Consider the following 17,505-nt stretch of genomic DNA (forward strand, 5'->3'; position numbering starts at 1 on the left):
TGGCTAATGCCACTGGTGCCGGCCTTGTTCGCGTGCACCACAGTCGGACCGGATTACCACTTACCGGACACCGCCGCCGTACGCGCCCCGGAAGCCAACGGGAAGCTGCTGGGCAGTGCGAATCCCGCTGTATCGATCGGCCCGGTCCCCGATGCGTGGTGGCAACTCTACGACGATCCCCGGCTCGACCGCCTGGTCCGCGAGGCGCTCGCGGCCAACACGGATATCCGCGTGGCATCGGCCAACCTGCGCCGGGCCACGGCTGCGTTGCACGAGGTAGAGGCGGAGAATCTGCCGCAAGGCGGCATCAGCGCGAGCGTCTCCCGCGCCCAGTTGTCGGGCCAGAGCTACCTGCAGACGACCAAGCCGCCGGTGTTCAACCTCGGGGACTTCGGGCCCGGCGTGTCCTACCTGATCGACTTCTTCGGCAAGCTTGCGCGGGCCGATGAAGCGGCGCTGGCGAACATGCAGGCCAGCGAAGCAGCCCTCGACGCCGCCCGCGTTGGCGTGGCGGCCCAGACGGTGCGCGCCTACGTGCAAGGCTGCGCGGCCAGCCATGAACTGGAAGTGGCCCGGCACCAGATTGCGCTGCAGGAACGTGCGGTCGATGCCACGCGCAGACTCGCATCTGCCGGCCGGGCCGAACCCACGGACACCGTGCGCGCCCAGGCGCGTGTGGAGGCCTTGCGCGCCGCGCTGCCCCCGCTGGCAGCCGCGCGCGAAGCCGCCGGGTTCCGACTGGCGCTGGTGCTCGGCAAGCCGCCGGCAGCCCTGCCAGCAGAGGACATCGAATGCCACGAGGAACCGCCGCTGACACAACCGCTGCCGGTTGGCGACGGCGCCGCGCTACTCAAGCGCCGGCCCGACATCCGGCAAGCCGAACGCGAACTGGCCGCTGCCACCGCGAAGATCGGGGTGGCCACGGCCGACCTGTATCCAAGCATCCGGATCGGCGCGTCGGCCGGGCTGACCGGCTTGCTGAGCGAGCTGGGCAGTGGGCCTACGGTCCGCTGGAGCATTGGCCCGATGCTGAGCTGGAATTTCCCCACCAATGGCGTGCGCCCGCGCATTGCACGCATGGAAGCCGGTGCAGATGCCGCGCTCGCGCATTTTGATGGTGTGGTATTGCGAGCATTGCAGGAGACCGAAACCGCACTCAGCGCCTACGCGCGCGAGCTGGAGCGACAGCACGCGCTGCAGCTCGCGCGCGACCAGGCAGTGGAAGCCGCCCGGCAGGAACGGCGGCGTTACGAGGCTGGACGTACGCCATACCTGGCGCGGCTGGATGCAGAGCGAACGCTGGCCGATGCGGAAGCTGCGCTCGCGGAGTCGGACAGCCTTGTTGCCATGCGTCAGATCGACCTGTTTCTGGCGCTTGGCGGAGGGTGGCAGCAGCCTGAGGGGGCTCCGCGAGCGGAGGAACGCGGCCACGACGCCTCTCTTCCATTGCCAAAATCGGATACTCGCCCGGACGCCGTCGTGCTCCTGCACGGTGCAGCGCCACCCGCAAGGCCCTCTTCGCCCCCCGCCTGAGGCCAAATCTCGCGCCAATTCAGCGCTTTGGCACGGCTTATCCGCGTCCGCAACCTTGGTTCACCCTAGTAATTCCCCCGGTATGACCGTTGCCGATCCTGGCTAACGCCTGAGCGACCGCCTTTTCTAGACTAAGGCTCCATTCCAATACAGACAGGAGCCTGTCGTGAACAACGCCAGCAGCGCGCCCAGGCGTGCGCCGCGGGAAGCCGGACGCAGATCCCGGCGCCTGATCCCCCTCTTGCTTGCCGCAGTGCTCGGCGCGGGCGCGGGCGCGGCCGTGGCCGAAGACCTGCCGCCCGAGACACTGACGGTGGCGCCGCTGGCGCCCGCCGACGAGAACCGGCTGTATATCTCCGACGTGGCGTTCCGCCACATGGTCGACGGCCGGCTGCATATCGTGGACGGCAGGAAGATGAAGTACCTGGGCCTGCTGCCCACGGGTTTCGGCGGGCAGTCCGTGCTGTCGCCGGACAAGCGCTCGATCTATGTCGTTTCCACCTACTACCCGCGCCTGACCCGCGGCGAGCGCACGGATGTCGTCAGCATTTACGACGCCGATACGCTGGCCTACCGCAGCGAGATCGTGATCCCGCCGCGGCACGCGCAGTCGCTGAACTACCGCGGCATCATCGCGGTATCGGCGGATGGCCGATTCCTGTACGTGCAGAACGCCACACCGGCAACATCGGTCAGCATCATCGACCTCCAGGCCGGCAAGTTCGTCGCGGAAACGCAGACGCCCGGCTGCTGGGGCATCTTCGCGACGGCGGCATCGAGCCAGCGCTTCCGTACGCTGTGCAGCGACGGCGCCATGCTGACCGTATCGCACGACGCTCAGGGCCAGCCCACCGGCCAGAAGCGCAGTACGCGAATGTTTGATCCCGACGCCGACCCGGTCTTCCTGCACTCGGAACGCATCGGCGACACGCTCTACTTCATGTCGTTCAACGGCAACGTGTACACGGCTGACCTGTCAGCCGACGCGCCGGCATTCGGCAAGCCGTGGCCCATCCTCTCCGCCGCCGATGCCAGGGGCGGCTGGAAGCCGGGCGGCTACCAGCTCTTCACGCTGCACGCGGCCACGCAGCGGCTCTACGTCGGCATGCATCCGCGCAGCCGCGAAGGCTCGCACAAAACCCCGGCCGCCGAGATCTGGACCGTCGACCTTGCCGAGCACAAGCGCGTAGCACGTGCACCAGGGCAGAACGCGCTGGCGCTGACCATCACGCAAAGTAGCCAGCCGGTGCTGTATGCGCTCGATGCCGCCAAGTCGGGCGTGGTCGCGCTGGACCCCGCCCGAAACCTGAAGCAGGTCGCGCGCATGGACAACGTCAGCGAGAACTCCGTGCAAGTGGAGGCGCACCAGTGACTGCCTACGATCTGATCGGCGACCCGGTCGTCACGGCGGCATGTAGCGCAGCCGCAGCCCTGGTACTGCTGCTGTCGGTCGCACCGAAGCTGCGCGAACCGGCTCGCTTCCATGGCGCCGTCGATGCATACCGCCTCGTGCCGACTGCGTGGTCGCGCGTTGTGGCGATCGGCTTCATCGGCGCTGAGGCCCTTGCCGTGCTACTGCTCGCGCTGATGCCGCTGCAGGCGGCTTCGGCTCTCGCGGCGATGGGCGTAACTGGCCTGGCAACGGGCGCCGTGGCCATCAACCTGATCCGCGGCCGGCGCGATATCCGCTGCGGCTGCGGCGGCGCAGACGACAGCATGCCGCTGTCCGCTGGACTGTTGGGGCGCAATGCCGTGCTGCTCGCCGTGCTAAGCATCGCGGCAGCATCTGCCGCAGTCGGCAACGGCCGGGCCATGTCGGCGCTCGACTATGCCGCCGCAGGCTTTATCGCTCTCGCCCTGCTGCTCATGTGGCTCGGCGCCACGCAACTGCTCGTCAACGCCGGCCGTGTGCGTGGACCGGTACGAGCCTGAATCCCCTTTTCCTCTCTTTCTTCGTGAGACTGCCATGACTGCACTTGTCATTGCCAATATCGTGCTGTGGATCGCCGTGCTGGCGCTGTTGTTCGGGCTCTACGCCCTTGCCCGCCAGGTCGGCATCCTGTATGAACGCGTCGCCCCGATGGGCGCGCTGATGATCGACGCCGGCCCGCGCGTTGGCCAGCCGCTGGAGCCGTTCGCGCTGCAGGACGTGCGCGGCACCTCCGTCACCGTGGGCGGCCATCAGGCGGCCAGCACGCTGCTGTTCTTCCTGTCGCCGACCTGCCCGGTCTGCAAGAAGCTGATTCCCGTCCTGAAGTCCATCCGCGCGAGCGAAGGCAACTGGCTGCGCATCGTGCTCGCGTCCGACGGCGAGCAGCCCGAGCATCTGGCCTTCCTGCGCCAGGCCGGCCTGGGCGATTTCGACTACGTGCTGTCGCGCGAACTCGGCATGCATCTGCAGATCGGCAAGCTGCCTTACGCGGTGCTGCTGGACGAGCACGGAACGCTGCGCGCCAAGGGCCTGGTCAACTCCCGCGAACAGCTCGAGAGCCTGTTCACGGCGATGGACCTGAACGTGGCGTCGGTGCAGCAGTTCCTGGAAACGCATGCCTGAGCGGCAAGGAGACACGACGATGTGGTTTGACAAGCTTTTCGAACGCCAGACCCGCCGTGCCGCCCAGCGCACCGGGCGACGCAGCATGCTGGCCACGCTGGGCAAGGCCATGGTGGGCACGGTGGCACTGCCGGTGCTGCCGTTCGACCGCAGCGCGCATGCCGCGGCCGCACACGGCGCAAAGACCGGCAAGGCCGTGGACGAAACCTCGTGCGACTACTGGAAGTACTGCGCCGTCGACGGTTTCCTCTGTTCGTGCTGCGGCGGCAGCTCCACCACCTGCCCGCCGGGCACCGAGCCATCGCGCGTGTCGTGGGTCGGCACGTGCCGCAACCCGGCGGACGGCAAGGACTACATGGTCAGCTACAACGACTGCTGCGGCAAAACCACCTGCGGCCGGTGCGAGTGCAACACCAACGAACGCGAGCGTCCGGGCTACAAGCTCGGCGTGCACAACGACGTGAACTGGTGCATGAGCAACTCGAGCACGATGTTCCATTGCACCACCTCGATCATTCTCGGAGTTCAGGAATGAAATTCCGCTCGCACCCAATGTGGCTGGCGCTCTTGCTCGCTGGCGCCGCAGCCACGGCCAGCGCGGCAGATCTCGTCGCACAAGGCAAGGAAGTGTTCGCCGCCAACTGCGCAGCCTGCCACAACAACGATGCCAGCGGCATTCCGGGCGTGGCGCCGCCGCTGGCCAATGCGCTGCGCGAACGCCTCGGCTCTGCCGCAGGCCGGACGTATCTGGCCAATGTGCTCGTGCACGGCATGGCCGGCCCGATCGAATCGCAGAGCCAGTCATTCAATGGCGTGATGCCGGCCTTCGGCACGCTGCCCGACGAATCGCTGGCCGCCGTGCTGGCGTGGCTCGGCACGCAGAACGGCCAGGCTACGGCCACCGTTGGCCCCGACGCGCTGGCCCAGGCACGCGCGCAGCGCAAGACGCCGGGCGCCGTGCGCAAGCTGCGCGACGCGGCGAACTGACATGCAGCGCGCCGCGATCCGTCTCGTCCTGGCATGGCTGGCCACTGCGGTGGTGGCCGGCGCCGCGCAAGCCGAAGGCCGGCTCGAGCGCGGCCACGCCAACTACGTGCTGCACTGTTCCGGCTGCCATCTGCCGGACGGATCGGGCAAGCCGGCGGCAGGCATTCCGGACATGCGCGCCACCCTGCCGCAACTGCTGGCCACGGCCGCCGGGCGTGCGTTCCTGATCCAGGTGCCCGGCACCTCGGGCTCATCGCTGACGAATGCCGAGGTCGCCGAACTGATGAACTGGATGCTGCCCGCACTGACCGGCCGCCAGGACATCGCCCCGTTCACCACCGAAGAAGTCACACGCTATCGCAATGACCGTCTGGACGACGTGGCCGCGCACCGCGCCGCCATTCTCGGCACCAGCCGCTGAACCGACACATCCATCAAGACATCCGAGGAGACCCATGGATACCCGTACCGAACTGCTTTCCGCCGCCACCCGCGCCTTCCTGCAGCGCCCGAAGCGCATGCTGATCGACGGCCAGTGGTGCGCCGCAACCGATGGCGCCGTGTTCACCACGGAAGACCCGGCCAGCGAGACCACGCTGGCTGAAGTACCCGCCGCCGGACCGGCCGACGTCGATGCAGCCGTGCAGGCAGCGCGCGCGGCCTTCGAACAAGGCCCGTGGAACGCCATGCGCCCGTCGGACCGCGAACGCCTGCTGCTGCGCCTGGCCGACCTGGTGGAAGCCAATGCCGAGGAACTCGCGCAGATCGAAGCGCTGGACAACGGCAAGCCCGCGACCATGGCTCGGGCGATCGATGTGGCCGGTGCCGCGGGCTTCCTGCGCTACATGGCAGGCTGGGCCACCAAGCTACACGGCGAAAGCCTCGACGTGTCGGTGCCGCTGGTGCGCGAGCGCGAGTTCGTCGCGTTTACGCGCCAGGAAGCCGTGGGCGTCGTAGGCGCCATCATCCCGTGGAATTTCCCGCTTCTGATGGCCGCGTGGAAGCTCGGTCCGGCACTGGCCTGTGGCTGCACCGTGGTGCTCAAGCCGGCCGAGGAAACGCCCCTGTCGGCACTGCGCCTGGGCGAGCTCGTGATGGAAGCTGGCTATCCCGCAGGTGTCGTCAATATCGTCACCGGAGACGGGGCACGCTGCGGCGCGGCGCTGGCCGGCCATCCGCAGGTCGACAAGATCGCGTTCACCGGGTCGACAGAAGTCGGCAAGCTCGTCGGCGGCGCAGCAATGGAGCGCTTGGCGCGCGTGACGCTGGAACTCGGCGGCAAGTCGCCCGTGATCATGCTCGACGACATGTCGCCGGAGGCCGCTGCCACAGGCGCCGCACAGGCCATCTTCTTCAACCAGGGCCAGGTGTGCACCGCCGGCTCGCGGCTGTACCTGCCACGCTCGAAGTTCGATGCGACCGTGCAGGCACTGGCCGATATCGCCAACAGCCTGCGCCTGGGGCCGGGCCTGGAGCCGGACACCGGCATGGGTCCGCTGGTTTCGCGCCGACAGCACAAGCGCGTGGCGGGCTATGTGCAGGCCGGTGTGGATGCCGGAGCGCAACTGATCTGCGGCGGCAATGCCGACCTGCCGCGCGGCCACTTCTTCAAGCCCACGGTGCTGGCGCGTGCACCGGAGACGTCATCGGTCGTGCAGGAGGAAATCTTCGGGCCCGTGGTCGTGGCACTACCCTACGATGACATCGACGAAGTGGTCGGCCGCGCCAATGGCACGCCGTTCGGATTGGCGGCGTCGGTCTGGTCCAATGATCTTTCGCGCGTGCATCGACTGGTGCCGCGGATCAAGGCCGGCACCGTCTGGGTCAATTGCCATAACCTGCTCGACAACGCGATGCCGTTCGGCGGCTTCAAGCAGTCCGGGCTCGGCCGCGAAATGGGCCGCGCCGTGTTCGACCACTATACCGAGACCAAATCGGTCATGATCGCCGTGTAATTGCCGCCGGCTGCCGACGGGTTTCCCACCATGACAAGACAGACCATGAACGATACTGCCCCCTCATCGTCCACTCCGCAGCCCACCCCGCAGCCCGGCCGGCGACAGTGGCTGAGCCACCTGGCCGGCGCCGCCGTGACCACGGTTGCCGCCGCGGCCATGACCAGCCGGACCGCCAGCGCCGCCCCTGCGGGCACGGCACCTGCCGCGTCCGGCCCCGGCACCGCCGGCGGTGGGACGCCAGACCCGATCGTGCTGATGCCGGCGTGGCAGCTTTCACGCGAGATCCGCGGCGGCCGCCTGTCCTGCCGCCAGGTCATGAATGCCTACCTGGCGCATATCGACCGCGTCAATCCGGTGACCAACGCCATCGTCGCGCTGCGGGATCGCGATGCCCTGATGCAGGAAGCCGCCGCTGCCGACGAGGCGTTCGCCGCGCGCAAAGTGGCGGGATGGATGCAGGGCGTGCCGCAGGCGCCGAAGGATCTGGCCCTCACGCGCGGCATTCGTACCACGTTCGGCTCGCCGATCTTCAAGGACAACGTGCCGACGTCCGACGCAATCATCGTAGAACGCGTGCGCAAATCCGGCGCGATCCTGCTCGGCAAGACCAATACGCCCGAGTTCGGCCTGGGCTCGCAGACCTTCAACCCGGTGTATGGCCCCACGCGCAATCCGTACGACAGCACGCGCACCGCGGGCGGCAGCAGCGGCGGCGCCGCGGCGGCACTGGCCATGCGTCTGCTGCCTGTGGCGGACGGCAGCGATTTCGGCGGTTCGCTGCGCAACCCGGCCGGGTTCTGCAATGTTTATGGCTTCCGTCCTTCGGCGGGACGCGTGCCCTATGGGCCCACGCCGGAAGTCTTTATCCAGCAGCTCGGCTATGAGGGCCCGATGGGCCGCACGGTCGCTGACGTGGCCTTGCTACTCGCCACCCAGGCCGGCCCCGACCCGCGCACGCCGCAGGCGCTCGCGCCAGACCCAGTGCTCGCCACGCTGACGCCGGACAACGTCATGGCCGCGCTGTCGACGAACCTGAAGGGCAAGCGCGTGGCATGGCTCGGCGACTGGGACGGCTATCTGCCGATGGAAGACGGCATCCTTCAGCTGTGCGAGCAAGCCCTGCAGGCCTTCCCGGCCTTTGGCGTCGGTGTCGACAAGATCAAGCCGCCTTTCTCACCCGAGCGCCTGTGGAAGACCTGGCTCGTGCACCGGCACTTCCTGGTCGGCAACGGCATGCTGCCGTTCTACCGCGACGAAGCCAAGCGCGCGCTGCTCAAGCCCGAAGCGATCTGGGAAATCGAAGGTGCGCTCAAGCTTAGCGGCGCGGACATCTATGCGGCCAGCGCCGACCGCAGCGCGTGGTATCAGGCTGTGGAAGGCGTCTTTGCCAAATTCGACTACATCGCCGTGCCGACCGCACAGGTCTTTCCGTTCGATGTGCGTCAACCGTGGCCCAAGGAAATCGCTGGCCGGCAAATGGATACCTACCACCGCTGGATGGAAGTCGTATTCCCGTGGACGTTGTCGGGCTGCCCGGCAATCAGCGTGCCGGTCGGCTTCGGCAAGAACGGGCTGCCGATGGGCATGCAACTCATTGGCCGTCCGCGCGATGACCTGAGCGTCTTGCGCCTGGCTCGGGCATACGAGCAGGAACGCGACTGGGTGGGCCGCCACCTGCCGCGCGCGGTGATGGCCTGACGACGGAAAGACCGGTCAGCGGCGCGCGAGCGTCGCTGACGGCAGTTCGCCGAAGAACGCGCGGTACTGCGCTGCAAATCGCGGCAGATGCTGGAAGCCGAAGCTTGCTGCAGCCCCGCCGACGGACTCCGCCGCGCCGGTGCGAAGCGCCTGGCGTACGCCGTTCATGCGTACGGCGCGCACGAAATCGAGCGGCGACAGCCCGGTCACCTCATTGAAGCTGTACTGCAGCGTGCGCCTCGACACGCCCAGCCGTTCGCACAGCGACAGGATGCTCCACGGCTGGTCGGGGGCGCTGCGGATCATCTGGTAGGCGTCCGCCACCAGCCGGCGCCGCGCGGGGATGGTCGGCAGTGGTTCGTTGCCGTCAATGCCTTCGCCGACCAAGGCGGTCGCGGCCGCCAGTAGCAAGGCGTCGCGCATCGCGCTTTCGACAAAGCGGTTGCTGAATACCTCGGCATCGATGGCGGCAGTGGCCAGTACCGACAGCAGTACGGCCCGGAATTCGCGGCTGGCGCCTTTCGTCACCTGCCGTACGGGCGCCATCCGTTCCAGCCGGAGCGTCTCCCCGCCAGCCAGCGCCATGGCGCGCTGAAGCGCCGGCATCGGCACGGTCAGCCCGGCGAGATCGAGTTGCAGTGGCGTGCGCATCGCCAATGCGCGGCCGTTGCCGGCACACAGCAGTGTCTGGCCGTCCATCGCGTAACCGGAGAACCAGCCACCCTGGCACTGCACGTCGGGCAAGGCCAGCGAGACATAGCCGCGCGCCGCTTCGCCCTCCTCAAGCAGGCTCTGCGACGTCAGTTCGCGGAAGACATGGACATCACCGTATGTCACCTGGGATACCTCGGCGCGAAAGACGCCGGGCGTGAGTTGCTGGTAACGCTGTTGCCAGCCGTCCAGTTCCGCGGCGGCCGCCTGCGCTTCATCGGCGACGATGTGCCGCAGCGTGCGCGCGGCCGCCGGTTCCTGCGGGGACGGTGAAGATGGCGTCGGGGCTTGATTCATGGGGGCGCGACGTGAAACGCTCTACCCGCGCGCGGCGGTTCGGGCCAGCCTTGTTCCGCGCGGGTGCAGCGGTTCAGTGTAGCGAATGCCGCTACCGGCAATGGAGCGGGTCAACCCTGATTCGCAAGGCATGCAAACGCTTCACGATGAAAAAACCGACTGGAAGACCGCCATTTAAATCATCAACGGAATAACGTTGCGTGACTACACTTGCTTCCGTGCCGCACAACAAACACTACGGCACCGCTCGCAAGGCGACCCGGACGGCATGTGGCGCGGCAGATCCGCCACGCCGCGCCCCCATGATTCCCAAGGGGAATGCCGCCTCCAATCAGTCAGAAGAAGCAGCAGACATGCACAACAAGATCCTCAAAGCCCTCCTCCTTACCGTCGCTACCGTTGGTGCCAGCGCCATGGCCGGCCACGCCGCCGCCCAAGGCATGCAGGACCGCGGCATCTCCGGCGACCGCTACGGCTACATCATGCGCCAGGGCAACCCGGACCCGTACACCGACGGCGGCAATGTTCTCGGCAAGCGCGACCCGTACACCGACGGTGGCAATGCCCTCGGCAAGCGTGACCCGTTCACCGATGGCGCCAACCACCCGGCGACCACGTTGAACATCGCCGGCATGGACCAGCGCGGCGTGTCGGCCTCGCCCGCACACACAGGCGCCAACGCGTAAGCGCTCCCGCAGGCTCCGTCCTCCACGGCGCCTGCGCAAACTTCCCTCCTCCAGAGATTGCAATGAAGAACATCCTGCTGGCGCTGCTCGGCGCCGCGGCTGTCACGGCGGCATGGCCAGCCATGGCCGGCCCAGACTGGGCCGTCATCGAGCGTGGCCGCGCTGCTGCGCGCGCGGCGCACCCGTGTGCGGAAAGCCATCAAACTTCGGCCAAATCGACCTCCGCAAGCGCGCCGGGCGCTCCTCACCACGGCTGATCACGACGGCGGCCGCGATGCGACGCTGCCGCCGCCATGCCGAACCCGGCTATTCTGTGGGGCACCTTTGCCCGCATACAGAAGGAATGCCGCATGCCCCAGCCAACCGATCTGCGCGCCTACGCCTACGTCCTCGCAGTACCGGATCTTCCCCGCAGCGCTGCGTATTTCGAGAACGCGCTGGGCTTTTCCACCGACTGGCAGGACGGCGACAACTGGCGCGCGCTCAGCCGTGGCAGCGTGCGCGTCATGCTCGGGCATTGCCCCGATGCTCTCCCGCCATCGCAGACTGGCGACCACAGCTACTTCGCGTACTTCCACGTGGACGATATCGACGCACTGCATGCCGAACTCGCATCGCGCGGCGCCATCATCGCGCAGCCGCCCGCCGACAAGCCATGGGGCATGCGTGAAATGGCGCTCGCTACGCCGGACGGACATCGGATGATGGTGGGACAGGAACTGGTCCGTTGAGCGAACGCTAGAAGTTCTCCATTTCCGGCACTACCCGAGCCGGCTCTGTCTATGCCCCGGAGCCTGCGTGGCCAGGCTTAACCGGCGCTATCCGCCAGCACCTCCACTGCACTCTCGTAGTCATAGTTCTCTACCGCCTCGCACAGGCGGCGGAAACGGTCCCCTGCGAGCATGTCGGCCAGTCGCTGGCGATTCGCCGCAAACGTCAGGCTGGCTTCGCTGGCGCCGTCCGCAAGCTGGCGACGCAACCGGTCGAGCACGTCCGTCATGCTGGTCACCTGCGTGGCAACCGGCGCGGCGGGTTCGGGTGTTTCCGCCGGCAGGTGCTGGCGCAGCGCCATGCACAGGCTCGCGTGCGCCTGTTCCAGACCATTCAGCAGCGCAGATGCATCGTCCGCTGCCATGCCCATCAGCGTGCATTCCAGCGACGCGGCGGCGCCCGCCACCTGCCTGGCGCCGAGATTGCCGGCCAGCCCGGCGAGCGCATGCGCAAGACGCGCGGCCTCGACACGCTCGCCGGCCTGCAGCAAAGCGCCGATCTGCTGCGGCGTCTGGGCGTAGCCGGACAGCAGGCGTCCCAGCAACTGGCGGAACGTGTCGATCCGCCCGCCGACACGGGCAACCGCGCCGTCGACGTCGAGCAGGCCCGTGCCCGCCAGTGCCCGCATCCAGTCCGGGGCAGCCTCTTCCTCTTCCGCTTCCGGCTCGACCACTTCAATGATCTCGGCCACCGGATTCGCCACGTTCTCGTGCCAGGCCGCATCGTGCAAGTTGCCCCCTGTCCTGGCCGGCGCGCCAGTCAGCCAACGGTGCAGCGTCGTGAAGAATGTGGCGGGGCTGATGGGCTTGGCGATGTGGTCGTCCATGCCGGCGGCCAGGCAACGGTTGCGGTCTTCGGGCAAGGCATTCGCCGTCATCGCCACCACGGGCATCGACGCCAGCCGCGGATTGGCACGGATGTGGCGTGTAGCCTCGAAGCCGTCCATGACCGGCATCTGCATGTCCATGAGCACGAGGTCGTAGTCCTGCACGGCCAGCAGTTCGAGCGCGATCGCACCGTTCTCGGCCGTATCGGGCGTGATGCCGGCCTGCTGGAGCAGGTGCGTGGCCACCTCGCGGTTGATCTCGTTGTCTTCGACGAGCAGCACGCGTGCGTGCGGCAACGTCCAGCTCGGCCCGGTTACAGAACGCGGCGCGCCCTTGTCGGCCATGCGTCCCGGCTCCGAGGCCAGCACGCGCATGGTGGCGTCGAACAGCACCGAGGGACTGACCGGCTTGTGCAGCGTGGTCTCGAAGCCATTGCGCTCGCCTTCGCGCACGACTTCCTCGCGCCCGTTGGCAGTAATCATCAGCGGGCGCGGGCGCTGGCTCTGCAGCGACATGGCCGCCAGCTTGCGCACGGTCTGGATGCCGTCCAGGCCCGGCATGCGCCAGTCGATGAACACGGCGTGGTAGGGATCAGCGATGGCATCCGCATGCTGGATCGCGGACAGCGCTTTCTCGCCCGATTCGACTTCGTCCGCGCGAAACCCGAACCCGCGCAGCATAGATCCGATCACCTGGCGCGCATAGCCATGGTCGTCCACCACCAGCAGCCGGCGTCCGGCGAGTTCCGGCTGCACCAGCAGCGCCGGCGCGCGCCGGGTGCCTGGCAGCAACGATAGTTCGAACCAGAACGTGCTGCCCTTGCCGAGCTCGCTCTGCACGCCGATCGTGCCGCCCATCAGCGTCACCAGCCGATGGCTGATAGCCAGACCGAGCCCGCTTCCGCCATAGCGCCGCGTGGTGGAACTGTCGGCCTGCTCGAAGCTGCGGAACAGGCGAGGAATGGCATCGGCGTCGATGCCGATACCCGTGTCGCGCACCTCGAAATGCAACCGGACACGCGATTCGGCGTGCTCGCCGGCGCAGCGCGCCACGCGGATGACGATCTCGCCGCGCTCGGTGAACTTGACTGCGTTGGTGGTGAAGTTGATCAGTACCTGGCGGATGCGCAGCGGGTCGCCGCGCAGGGAATCCGGCACATCGGGCTGCACGTCGACCACAAGCTCGAGCTGCTTGGCGGCAGCGCGCTCGCTGACCAGGTCGCCCACCGTGCGCAGCAGGCGCTCCAGCGAGAAATCGATCTGCTCGATCTCCAGCTTGCCAGCCTCTATCTTCGACAGATCGAGGATGTCGTTCAGGATGCCGAGCAGGTGCTGGCCCGAACGCTGGATCTTCTCGACGTAGTCGCGCTGCTGCAGATCAAGTTGCGTGCTGAGCGCCAAATGCGCCATGCCGATCACCGCATTCATCGGCGTGCGGATTTCATGGCTCATGTTGGCGAGGAAGCTCGCCTTGGCCTGCGCGGCCGATTCGGCCTCGTGCTTGGCCTTGGCAAGTTCCGCGTTGGCGACGGCAAGCTCGCGCGTGCGCTCCCACACCTTGTGCTCGAGCGTCTGCGACATCTCCTTCAGCTCCCGGTTGGCGCGTTCCTGGTCCGTGATGTCGATGCCCACCGCGCCCACGCCAACCACGGCATTGCTGGTCGGATCGTGTACGGGGAACCGTATGACTCGCAGCTGGCGCGAGCCCTCGGGGGCTTCCATGGCGTAGATCTGCTCTTCCGCGCGGCCGGTGGCCATCACGCGCGCTTCGATCTCCCAGCGCTCCCGGGTGCCGTCTGGCATGACCGCGAGCTCGCGGTCGGTCTTGCCCAGTACCTGATCACGCGTGAGGCCGAGCAACTTTTCCATCGAGGGATTGAGCTGCAGGAACGCGTGGTTGCGGTCCTTCAGGTGCATGATCGCGGGCGAGTGGTCCAGCAAGGCGCGCAGCCTTTCCTCGCTCTGCGCCAGGCGGTGCTGGCTTTTGCGCAGCGCCCAAGCTGCCACGCCAATCAGCAGCATGATCGCCGCCGCCATGCTCGCCACCACGGTACGCGTGGACAGGTAGGAACTGAGCGCTTCCTCCATGTCCTGCTCCAGGATCAGGGCGCTGCCCAGCGCCGGTATCCAGAGCCCGGCACCGGCCACGCGCTTGCCGCGGTAGTCGTGGTAGCCGAACGACACCTGCAGGGTTTCCGAATGCAGCACCTGCTGCGCCATGCGCGTGAGCGGTGCGTCGTCGTCGACACGCCACCGGCCGTCGCCGAGGTCGTGCGGCACGCGTACGCGCAGGTTGAACATGGACGCATCGCCCGGAGACAGCAAGCCTTGTCCGACCAGGCTCTCGTCGAAGCGGCTCGGAGAATTGAGCCGGCCGTCGCGGTCGATCACATAGAGTTCGCCGGTGTTGCCGAAGCGCGCGGCCTTCAGTATCTGCAGCATCACCGCATACGGGTCGATGCGCAGGCACAGCGCGCCCACGACACGGTCGTTGTCCCACAGGCGCGAGCACACGATCTGGAACGGGCTGCGGCCCACCGGGCCAACCGGCCCATCCGCCAGGACCGGGCCCGGGTATGGCGCCGACAGCGACGCGCCGTTCTCGCGCGCCCGTAGGGCTGCTGCCGCGGCTTCGGGCTGCAGCGGCTGTCCGTTGCGCTCGACCAGATCCGAGACGATGATGCGGTTGTCCATCGAGATCAGACCGTAGCCGATGTAGCCGTTGGAGCGGTACAGCGGCGTAATCCAGTTGACGAACTCCTGGACGCGCTCGGGACTGGGATCGGCACCATTGGCCAGCAAAGGCCGGGCAAGGCGGACCGTATCGTCGAGCGTGCTCATCGACACTGCGCGGCGGCGCTGCTCGCTGGCCCAGGTTTCGAGCTGGCGCGCGGTGGTGTTGACGGTCGCGCCCAGCCGTGCGCCAACGCTCACCTGCTCGTTCTGGCGCACCATCGACATGGCGGCAAACGCCACGAGCCAGACCGCGAGGATCAGCAAGGCGCCGTAGGCAAGCAGGGAGCTGCGCAGCCAGAAGCCTGCGGGTGGATTGGGCTTGGAAATCATTCAGATGGCGGGCAACAAGTCGCGCTGCGGCTCGTGTTCAGGATCGGCAAAGCGCAGGGCAATGGCGTGGAATTCGTCGGCGATGCTGTGGAAGGCGTCGACCATGCCGGGATCGAAATGCCGGCCGCGGCCTTCCATGATGATGCGCACGGACTCCTCATGCGAAAAGGCCGGCTTGTAGACGCGACGGGAAATCAGCGCGTCATAGACATCGGCAAGCGCCATCAGGCGCGCCGCTACGGGGATGTCATCGCCGGCAAGTCCTTCCGGATAGCCGGTGCCATCCCACTTTTCATGGTGATAGTGTGCGATCTCCCGCGCGTAGCGCAGGAAGGAGTTGCGCGTCCCGCACTGGGCTTCGGCGTCGGCAATGGCGTCGCGCCCCAGCATAGTGTGCGACTTCATGATTTCGAACTCTTCCGCGGTCAGCTTGCCGGGCTTGAGCAGGATGCGGTCCGGAATGCCGACTTTGCCAATATCGTGCAGCGGCGCCGACTTGAACAGCAGGTCGATTGTCCTGTCGTCGAGTTGCGCGCTGAAGCGCGGGTCATCGCGCAACGCGCGCGCCAGGGCCCTCACGTAATGCTGGGTCCGGCGGATATGGTTGCCGGTCTCGTTGTCGCGGGTTTCGGCCAGTGCCGCCAGCGCAATGATGGTGGCATCCTCGATCTGGGTAATCTCGCGCGTGCGCCGCTGCACCTCCGCTTCGAGATAAGCCGAGCGGTCACGCAAGAAATCGTGCGCCTGCTTGAGCGCGAGCTGGCTGGCAATGCGTGCGCGCGCCACCGGCGGGCTCACCGGCTTCATGATGTAGTCCACGGCACCGACCTCGAAGCCGCGCGCTTCGTCGAGTTCATCCGTGCGTGCGGTCAGGAAGATGACCGGCACATGGGCCGTAGCGGGATTGGCCTTCAGATGGCGGCACGTTTCATAGCCGTCCATCTCGGGCATCGAAACGTCCAGCAGGATCAGGTCCGGCGCCGACGACGCGGCTAGTTGCAGCGCCTTGGCGCCGCGCGTGGCTACGCGCACACGGTATTGGTCCTGCAGCATTGCCACCATGGCGGCAATGTTTTCCGGAATGTCGTCGACGACGAGTACGGTTGGTCGCTGCTCTGGGCTGTCGGCGCTCATTTTCAATGCTTAAGGTTGGCTGGCCGCCCGCTGGCATGCGAAGCGGACCGGCACCGGATTCAGGAACCAGGCGCCCATGGGTGCGCTGCCACACCGCAGGTATCGCCCTTCGGAGAATCGGCCCGAATGAGCAAAACTTGTTCCCTCCTGAAGCGGGGATTGCCAGCACGCTTATGATCGCGGCGGACTTTGCAAGGTGTTCGCGGTGCGCTCAGGCGATAGCCGCCATGGCCTCCAGGATGGGCGCGGCATCGCTGGGTCTGACCAGGCGCGACACCTCCCGCCCATCGCGCAGGAACACCAGCGTGGGCCACAGCTTGACGCGAAACGAGCGGCCCAGCGGGCGGCCGCTGCCGTCTTCCACCTTGATATGCCGCACGCCAGGATAAGAGGCAAAGGCCTGCGCCAGTGCAGGCTGGGCGCGCTGGCAATAGCCACACCAGTCTGTGCCGAACTCCAGCAGCGCGGGACCTTGCAGAGTGTCGATTTCCTCGCGCGGGGGCGCGTCGGAAAGATAATGATCCTTCGTAGGCATCGCAGCGTCTCCTCCCACAATGGGGGTAATGTCTTATTGATGTCGTTCTGTTTATGCGGCCGGTTGCCCTGCTGCCAAGCAACAACCATACCGGCCGCGGAGTTTGCCATGCCGTCAGGGTTCAGGCCAGCGTCCCTGCCCTCACGCGCCCCAAAGGCGCCGGTCCGATGCGCATATCCAACACGGGTCTCGCATAGCCCGCCCCGCACGTGCAGCTTCCTGCATAAGGAAAGAGCAAATCGTTATTTCACGCCCGTGTAATGAGCGCCTTATAGTTGACGGTTCATTCGAAAACAAGACGACCTGCCGGCATCCTGCCACGGCCCCGCGGAGTGCAACATTGACTGACGGCCTTACCCTTGGCGACACCCTGTCCTGGCCCGCCCGCTACCTGCCGCGCAAGACCGCGCTGGTGACCGGCACGGGCACTGCGCGGCGCGCGTGGACTTATGCCGAACTGGATACGGAGGTCAACCAGCATGCCAACGCCCTGCTCTCGGTCGGGATCGGCAAGGGCGATGTCGTGGCGGCCTTTCTCTACAACACGCCGGCCTTTGTCTTCACGCTGCTCGCTTGTGCACGCATCGGCGCCGTGTTCAACCCGGTCAACTACCGGCTGGCCGCGCAGGAACTCGCCTACATTCTGAACGACGGCAATGCCCGCGCGCTGGTGTTCGAGAAGGAAGTCGCATCGGTCACCGAGAAAGCCGCGGCCCATGCGGCCGGCACCCGCTGCTGATCTACGCCGA

The 17,505-nt window shown here is 67.0% G+C and carries 17 protein-coding genes; 13 read left to right on the plus strand and 4 right to left on the minus strand.

What is annotated here, in order from left to right; all coding sequences use genetic code 11:
* Positions 1 to 6: 6 nt before the first annotated feature.
* The 9 genes from K2O51_RS00925 to K2O51_RS00965 all read left to right on the plus strand — a co-directional run bounded on the left by K2O51_RS00925 (position 7) and on the right by K2O51_RS00965 (position 8,730).
* Positions 7 to 1,533 (plus strand): efflux transporter outer membrane subunit, encoded by a 1,527-nt coding sequence (locus K2O51_RS00925; protein WP_220630371.1) that lies wholly within the window; start codon positions 7 to 9, stop codon positions 1,531 to 1,533.
* A 166-nt stretch (positions 1,534 to 1,699) separates the two neighbouring features.
* Positions 1,700 to 2,905, plus strand: a complete 1,206-nt coding sequence (locus K2O51_RS00930; RefSeq protein ID WP_140950394.1) for an amine dehydrogenase large subunit — start codon at positions 1,700 to 1,702, stop codon at positions 2,903 to 2,905.
* The gene (locus K2O51_RS00935) at positions 2,902 to 3,465 is read left to right on the plus strand and encodes a MauE/DoxX family redox-associated membrane protein (protein WP_220630372.1); all 564 of its coding nucleotides are present in this window, start codon (positions 2,902 to 2,904) and stop codon (positions 3,463 to 3,465) included. Before K2O51_RS00930 ends, K2O51_RS00935 begins: the two co-directional genes overlap by 4 nt.
* Before the next feature lie 34 nt (positions 3,466 to 3,499).
* Positions 3,500 to 4,087: a methylamine dehydrogenase accessory protein MauD gene (gene mauD / locus K2O51_RS00940; protein ID WP_220630373.1), complete on the plus strand. Its 588-nt coding sequence runs from the start codon at positions 3,500 to 3,502 to the stop codon at positions 4,085 to 4,087.
* 19 nt (positions 4,088 to 4,106) lie between these two features.
* Positions 4,107 to 4,622, plus strand: coding sequence for a methylamine dehydrogenase light chain (locus K2O51_RS00945; RefSeq protein ID WP_011300199.1), 516 nt, complete (start codon positions 4,107 to 4,109; stop codon positions 4,620 to 4,622).
* Positions 4,619 to 5,074 (plus strand): c-type cytochrome, encoded by a 456-nt coding sequence (locus K2O51_RS00950; RefSeq protein ID WP_140950396.1) that lies wholly within the window; start codon positions 4,619 to 4,621, stop codon positions 5,072 to 5,074. The genes K2O51_RS00945 and K2O51_RS00950 overlap by 4 nt, the downstream gene beginning before the upstream one ends.
* Before the next feature lies 1 nt (position 5,075).
* Positions 5,076 to 5,495: a cytochrome C gene (locus K2O51_RS00955; protein ID WP_220630374.1), complete on the plus strand. Its 420-nt coding sequence runs from the start codon at positions 5,076 to 5,078 to the stop codon at positions 5,493 to 5,495.
* Positions 5,496 to 5,529: 34 nt separating this feature from the next.
* A complete protein-coding gene (locus K2O51_RS00960; protein WP_011300196.1) occupies positions 5,530 to 7,029 on the plus strand; it encodes an aldehyde dehydrogenase family protein in 1,500 nt (499 codons plus the stop codon).
* 258 nt (positions 7,030 to 7,287) lie between these two features.
* Entirely contained in the window at positions 7,288 to 8,730 is a 1,443-nt protein-coding gene (locus K2O51_RS00965) for an amidase (protein ID WP_245001861.1), read from the plus strand.
* A 15-nt stretch (positions 8,731 to 8,745) separates the two neighbouring features.
* Here K2O51_RS00965 and K2O51_RS00970 read toward each other — a convergent pair whose 3' ends face one another.
* Positions 8,746 to 9,738, minus strand: coding sequence for a helix-turn-helix domain-containing protein (locus tag K2O51_RS00970; protein ID WP_140950399.1), 993 nt, complete (start codon positions 9,736 to 9,738; stop codon positions 8,746 to 8,748).
* A 353-nt stretch (positions 9,739 to 10,091) separates the two neighbouring features.
* Between K2O51_RS00970 and K2O51_RS00975 the strand changes: the two genes are divergently transcribed.
* The 3 genes from K2O51_RS00975 (at position 10,092) to K2O51_RS00985 (ending at position 11,155) form a co-directional block, all read left to right on the plus strand.
* A complete protein-coding gene (locus tag K2O51_RS00975) occupies positions 10,092 to 10,424 on the plus strand; it encodes a hypothetical protein (RefSeq protein ID WP_181184430.1) in 333 nt (110 codons plus the stop codon).
* A gap of 62 nt (positions 10,425 to 10,486) precedes the next feature.
* Entirely contained in the window at positions 10,487 to 10,681 is a 195-nt protein-coding gene (locus K2O51_RS00980; protein WP_041680169.1) for a hypothetical protein, read from the plus strand.
* A 93-nt stretch (positions 10,682 to 10,774) separates the two neighbouring features.
* The gene (locus K2O51_RS00985; RefSeq protein WP_041680168.1) at positions 10,775 to 11,155 is read left to right on the plus strand and encodes a bleomycin resistance family protein; all 381 of its coding nucleotides are present in this window, start codon (positions 10,775 to 10,777) and stop codon (positions 11,153 to 11,155) included.
* 77 nt (positions 11,156 to 11,232) lie between these two features.
* Here the strand turns inward: K2O51_RS00985 and K2O51_RS00990 are convergent, their stop codons facing one another.
* The 3 genes from K2O51_RS00990 to K2O51_RS01000 form a co-directional block, all read right to left on the minus strand.
* Positions 11,233 to 15,087, minus strand: coding sequence for a response regulator (locus K2O51_RS00990; RefSeq protein ID WP_220630376.1), 3,855 nt, complete (start codon positions 15,085 to 15,087; stop codon positions 11,233 to 11,235).
* Positions 15,088 to 16,221 carry a response regulator gene (locus K2O51_RS00995; protein WP_011300190.1) on the minus strand — a complete coding sequence of 378 codons (1,134 nt, stop codon included), beginning with the start codon at positions 16,219 to 16,221 and terminating at the stop codon, positions 15,088 to 15,090.
* A gap of 211 nt (positions 16,222 to 16,432) precedes the next feature.
* Entirely contained in the window at positions 16,433 to 16,756 is a 324-nt protein-coding gene (locus K2O51_RS01000) for a thioredoxin family protein (RefSeq protein WP_011300189.1), read from the minus strand.
* A 340-nt stretch (positions 16,757 to 17,096) separates the two neighbouring features.
* On the opposite strand from K2O51_RS01000, the gene K2O51_RS35730 reads away from it, so the two are divergent.
* A complete protein-coding gene (locus tag K2O51_RS35730) occupies positions 17,097 to 17,495 on the plus strand; it encodes an AMP-binding protein (RefSeq protein ID WP_280640409.1) in 399 nt (132 codons plus the stop codon).
* Positions 17,496 to 17,505: the final 10 nt, after the last annotated feature.

The organism is Cupriavidus pinatubonensis (assembly GCF_019602855.1).
GTDB classification, from domain to species: Bacteria; Pseudomonadota; Gammaproteobacteria; order Burkholderiales; family Burkholderiaceae; genus Cupriavidus; species Cupriavidus pinatubonensis.

Coding starts and splice junctions, on each gene's coding strand:
- K2O51_RS00925 (WP_220630371.1), top strand. CDS start 7: ATGCCACTGGTGCCGGCCTTGTTCGCGTGCACCACAGTCGGACCGGAT.
- mauD (WP_220630373.1), top strand. CDS start 3,500: ATGACTGCACTTGTCATTGCCAATATCGTGCTGTGGATCGCCGTGCTG.
- K2O51_RS00945 (WP_011300199.1), top strand. CDS start 4,107: ATGTGGTTTGACAAGCTTTTCGAACGCCAGACCCGCCGTGCCGCCCAG.
- K2O51_RS00950 (WP_140950396.1), top strand. CDS start 4,619: ATGAAATTCCGCTCGCACCCAATGTGGCTGGCGCTCTTGCTCGCTGGC.
- K2O51_RS00955 (WP_220630374.1), top strand. CDS start 5,076: ATGCAGCGCGCCGCGATCCGTCTCGTCCTGGCATGGCTGGCCACTGCG.
- K2O51_RS00960 (WP_011300196.1), top strand. CDS start 5,530: ATGGATACCCGTACCGAACTGCTTTCCGCCGCCACCCGCGCCTTCCTG.
- K2O51_RS00965 (WP_245001861.1), top strand. CDS start 7,288: ATGCCGGCGTGGCAGCTTTCACGCGAGATCCGCGGCGGCCGCCTGTCC.
- K2O51_RS00970 (WP_140950399.1), bottom strand. CDS start 9,738: ATGAATCAAGCCCCGACGCCATCTTCACCGTCCCCGCAGGAACCGGCG.
- K2O51_RS00975 (WP_181184430.1), top strand. CDS start 10,092: ATGCACAACAAGATCCTCAAAGCCCTCCTCCTTACCGTCGCTACCGTT.
- K2O51_RS00980 (WP_041680169.1), top strand. CDS start 10,487: ATGAAGAACATCCTGCTGGCGCTGCTCGGCGCCGCGGCTGTCACGGCG.
- K2O51_RS00985 (WP_041680168.1), top strand. CDS start 10,775: ATGCCCCAGCCAACCGATCTGCGCGCCTACGCCTACGTCCTCGCAGTA.
- K2O51_RS00990 (WP_220630376.1), bottom strand. CDS start 15,087: ATGATTTCCAAGCCCAATCCACCCGCAGGCTTCTGGCTGCGCAGCTCC.
- K2O51_RS00995 (WP_011300190.1), bottom strand. CDS start 16,221: ATGAGCGCCGACAGCCCAGAGCAGCGACCAACCGTACTCGTCGTCGAC.
- K2O51_RS01000 (WP_011300189.1), bottom strand. CDS start 16,756: ATGCCTACGAAGGATCATTATCTTTCCGACGCGCCCCCGCGCGAGGAA.